This is a genomic window from Streptomyces sp. NPDC052701, from assembly GCF_040678355.1.
Taxonomy (GTDB): Bacteria; Actinomycetota; Actinomycetes; order Streptomycetales; family Streptomycetaceae; genus Streptomyces.
This window is the reverse complement of record NZ_JBFATO010000074.1, coordinates 1-3,303: the sequence shown is the minus strand read 5'-3', so window position 1 is coordinate 3,303 and position 3,303 is coordinate 1. Positions and strand designations below refer to the sequence as shown.

Genomic DNA, 3,303 nt, shown 5'->3' with positions numbered 1-3,303 from the left:
CCACCCCCCAGGTCATCCGATCGACAGGGGGCAACAGTCATGCCGGGCCCGGAGGCCAACGGTCCCGTTGCGGAACCGCGGAAAACATAACGGGGCTTCTGATTGGCGTCTGGAACATACCTCGAACACAACGCCGAAGGCACTCAGTGTCATCCTGTTGTGATCATCGCCTCTCGGCACGGCACGCCGGGCCTCCTCGCCGAAAACCGAGGAAGGACCCCCAGACAAAGTGCAACTGGTCAGAGCTCACATCACCGATTACCGGTCCGTCGAGGACTCCGACATATTCGACGTCGAGAAGGACGTCACCTGCCTCATCGGGAAGAATGAGTCGGGTAAAGACGACCCTCCTGCAGGCACTCTTCCGGCTCAACCCCGTGGAGCCCGCTAAAGGCTGTCTCGTAACTCCTGGCGGGATGTCGCGTTGGGTTGGTCGTGCAGGTGGTCTCCGCTCAGCGTCGTGAGCTTGTCGAAGTCTTCACCGGGCTGCGTCCGCGGCAATTTCAGCGCCTCGTGCAGGCAGTGCGGCGTGAGGGAGGATCGTCTCTGGGTCCGATCCGGCCTGGTCGTCCCTGGTCTTTGCCGCTGGAGGACCGGGTGCTGCTCGTGGCGATGTACTGCCGCACCAACCTCACCATGCGGCAGCTCGCGCCGTTGTTCGGGATCTCCCCGGCGGCGGTCGGACGGATCATCGACCGGCACGGTCCGCTGCTGGCGCTTGCGCCGGCCCGACGCAAGCCCGGTCGGCGGGAGGTGGTCATCGTGGACGGCACGCTGGTGCCCACTCGCGACCGGTCGGTGGCCGCCTCCTCGAAGAACTACCGGTATTCGGCGAACCTGCAGGTGCTGATTAAGGCGGAGACCCGGCTGGTGCTGGCGGTCGGCCGCCCGCTGCCGGGCAACCGCAACGACTGCACGGCCTTCACCGAGTCCGGTATCGAGGAGGCCAGCGGCCGTGCCACCGTGCTCGCCGATGGCGGCTACCAGGGCACCGGTGCCCTCATCCCGCATCGCCGCCGGGCCGGACAGGACCGCCTACCGCAGTGGAAGGAGCAGCACAACGCCTCCCACCGGCAGGTCCGAGCTCGCATCGAGCACGTCTTCGCCAGGATGAAGAACTGGAAGATCCTGCGGGGCTGCCGACTCAAGGGCGACGGCGTCCACTGGGCGACCAGCGGCGTCGCCTGCATACACAACCTCGCCCTCACCGGCTGAGCAGGCTCACTCCGGCACGCTCATCCCGAGTGCGCGCAGGCGCGGTACGGCGGCGGCAAGACAAGCCTCCACCGACACCGCATCGACCCGCACCACCTGCCCGCCCAGCGGCTCACCGCTGGCAACGAAGGTCCATGGACGAGACCGCTCCAGCATCCGCTCACCGTCCGCCTTGAGCAGCGCGGTCACCCCCTGCTCGGCAAGCGTCTCCAAGATCGACACGATGTCCACAGGCCCCCACTACCCTCCACTCGGCAAGGCACGTTACAGCCACCGATCACCATTACGAGACAGCCTTTAGCAGACCACCAGCACCCGGCTCTGGCGTGTTTCCCCGTGAAGCGGACTGAGCCGACGAAGAGGACCCGGTGGGTCCCGCGGGGCTGCTCAGTGGACGTGTTTCCGATGACCTCGCACGTGGAGTGCGTGGCTATTTTATGGCCTGCTGCAAAGGGACTCTGACCTGCAACTTTCTTGGGTTTTTCAGACGCTGCCGGTGGTGTTCGACCTGTTTCCCGAAGTGCACGACGTGAAGCGCGTCGTATGTCGCGAATGCTGCCTGACATGGTCTTCCAGGGGTTGCCCGGGATGGCGGTGTGGTCTCCTCCACCCAACAGCCATCAGCACGGCTTGGGCCGCCCGTTCTTCGGCGGCGAGGGTATCCGGCGGACTCGGTCGCCGTCTCGGTCGACGCCGTGGCACCGGGCGGTTCCGGAGGAGGCCCGCCTCCTCAAGACCGGCGGCGTCGAGGACGATGCTGCAGAAGCGAAGTGCTCCGGAGTGCAGCCGGGCCACGGCTTCGTCGACCTGCGCCAGTGGCATGCGCTCGGCTATGGGCCGCACCCGCTGCCCTCTGCCGGACCGGTCGGACTGGATCAACGGCACTTCAGGGCGTCACACGTTGAGTGAGTGCTGGTGGCTGATTCACGCGAGGAATCCAACTTCGGCTTAATTGGCCCACACCGGCTCTGGTCGATAGTTCGCAGCCACGTAAGATCACGTTGCCTGACCCGATAGTGACAGGAGGCCGAACACTCATGCCGGATCACCGAGTCGTGGTCGTGACTGGGGGAGGAACGGGGATCGGTGCGGCAACCGCACGGCTGCTTCGGGCGGCTGGGCACGAGGTGGTTATTTCAGGGCGACGCCCAGAGCCTTTGGACCGCGTCGCCAGGGAAACCGGAGCCTTGGCCTGCCCGGCTGACACCGCCGACTCGGACGCTGTTCGTCACCTCGTCGAAACGGCCGTCGCTCGATTCGGTCGACTCGATGGGTTGGTCGTCAACGCGGGAGTGGGGCGCAGTGGCAGTGTCGGGGAACTGTCCGACGAGGACTGGGAGTCAGTGCTGCGTACCAATCTCACCGGCCCTTTCATGCTGATGCGGGCGGCTCTGCCGCATCTGCTCCAGGCCCGGGGATCTGTCGTGGCAGTCGCTTCGGTCTCCGCCCTGCGTAACGGGGTGGGCAACGCCGTGTACGCCACGTCCAAGGCGGCGCTGCTGCAGTTGTGCCGGTCGCTGGCTGTGGACTACGGGCCACAGGGCTTGCGGGCCAACACCGTTTGTCCCAGCTGGGTGCGCACGGAAATGGCCGACCGCCGCATGGCCCGGTTCGCCGAGGACGCCGGATTGGCCTCCCCTGAGCTCGACACAGCGTATGAGGAGGCCACCCGGCTGCTGCCGGCACGCCGCCCCGGCGAGCCCCGTGAGGTTGCCGAGGCGATCGCCTGGCTGCTGTCGCCGGCCGCGTCCTTCGTCAACGGCGCTGCACTGACGGTGGACGGGGGTGTGACTGCGCTGGACCCCGGGACTCTTCCCTTTGGCTTCCGCATCACGCCGCGCGACAACGAGTTTTGATCCTTGCCGCTGGATCGCGAGGCTGTCTCGCGCCGAACCGCCGCGGTCCACGGTGGGCTCGACGTCTGTGGCGTGGGGGAATAGCGCGCACACAAGGCCGGTATGTGCTTAGAACTCCGTACCCGGGCCGGGCCTTTCTCCGCCGGCCGCCTGCTCGATCGGCGGGACGTCGGGCAGCGCCGACTTCTCCTCACCCCGGAAGGTGAACTTCTTGGTCTCGCCCTCGCCCTCG

Annotated in this window: 3 protein-coding genes; 2 read left to right on the top strand and 1 reads right to left on the bottom strand. The window is 66.6% G+C overall.

Annotated features, from left to right (window positions below; genetic code table 11):
• The first annotated feature begins 435 nt into the window (after positions 1-435).
• Positions 436-1,215: a transposase gene (locus AB0L29_RS35385; RefSeq protein ID WP_365833458.1), complete on the top strand. Its 780-nt coding sequence runs from the start codon at positions 436-438 to the stop codon at positions 1,213-1,215.
• A 6-nt stretch (positions 1,216-1,221) separates the two neighbouring features.
• On the opposite strand, the gene AB0L29_RS35380 is transcribed toward AB0L29_RS35385, so the two are convergent.
• Positions 1,222-1,446, bottom strand: a complete 225-nt coding sequence (locus AB0L29_RS35380) for a hypothetical protein (protein WP_365833457.1) — start codon at positions 1,444-1,446, stop codon at positions 1,222-1,224.
• Positions 1,447-2,252: 806 nt separating this feature from the next.
• Between AB0L29_RS35380 and AB0L29_RS35375 the strand changes: the two genes are divergently transcribed.
• Positions 2,253-3,071 (top strand): SDR family oxidoreductase, encoded by an 819-nt coding sequence (locus tag AB0L29_RS35375; protein WP_365833455.1) that lies wholly within the window; start codon positions 2,253-2,255, stop codon positions 3,069-3,071.
• The last annotated feature ends 232 nt before the right edge of the window (positions 3,072-3,303 follow it).

What these genes read in the sequence shown, in the direction of transcription:
- AB0L29_RS35375 (WP_365833455.1), top strand. Translation starts at nt 2,253, where the DNA reads ATGCCGGATCACCGAGTCGTGGTCGTGACTGGGGGAGGAACGGGGATC.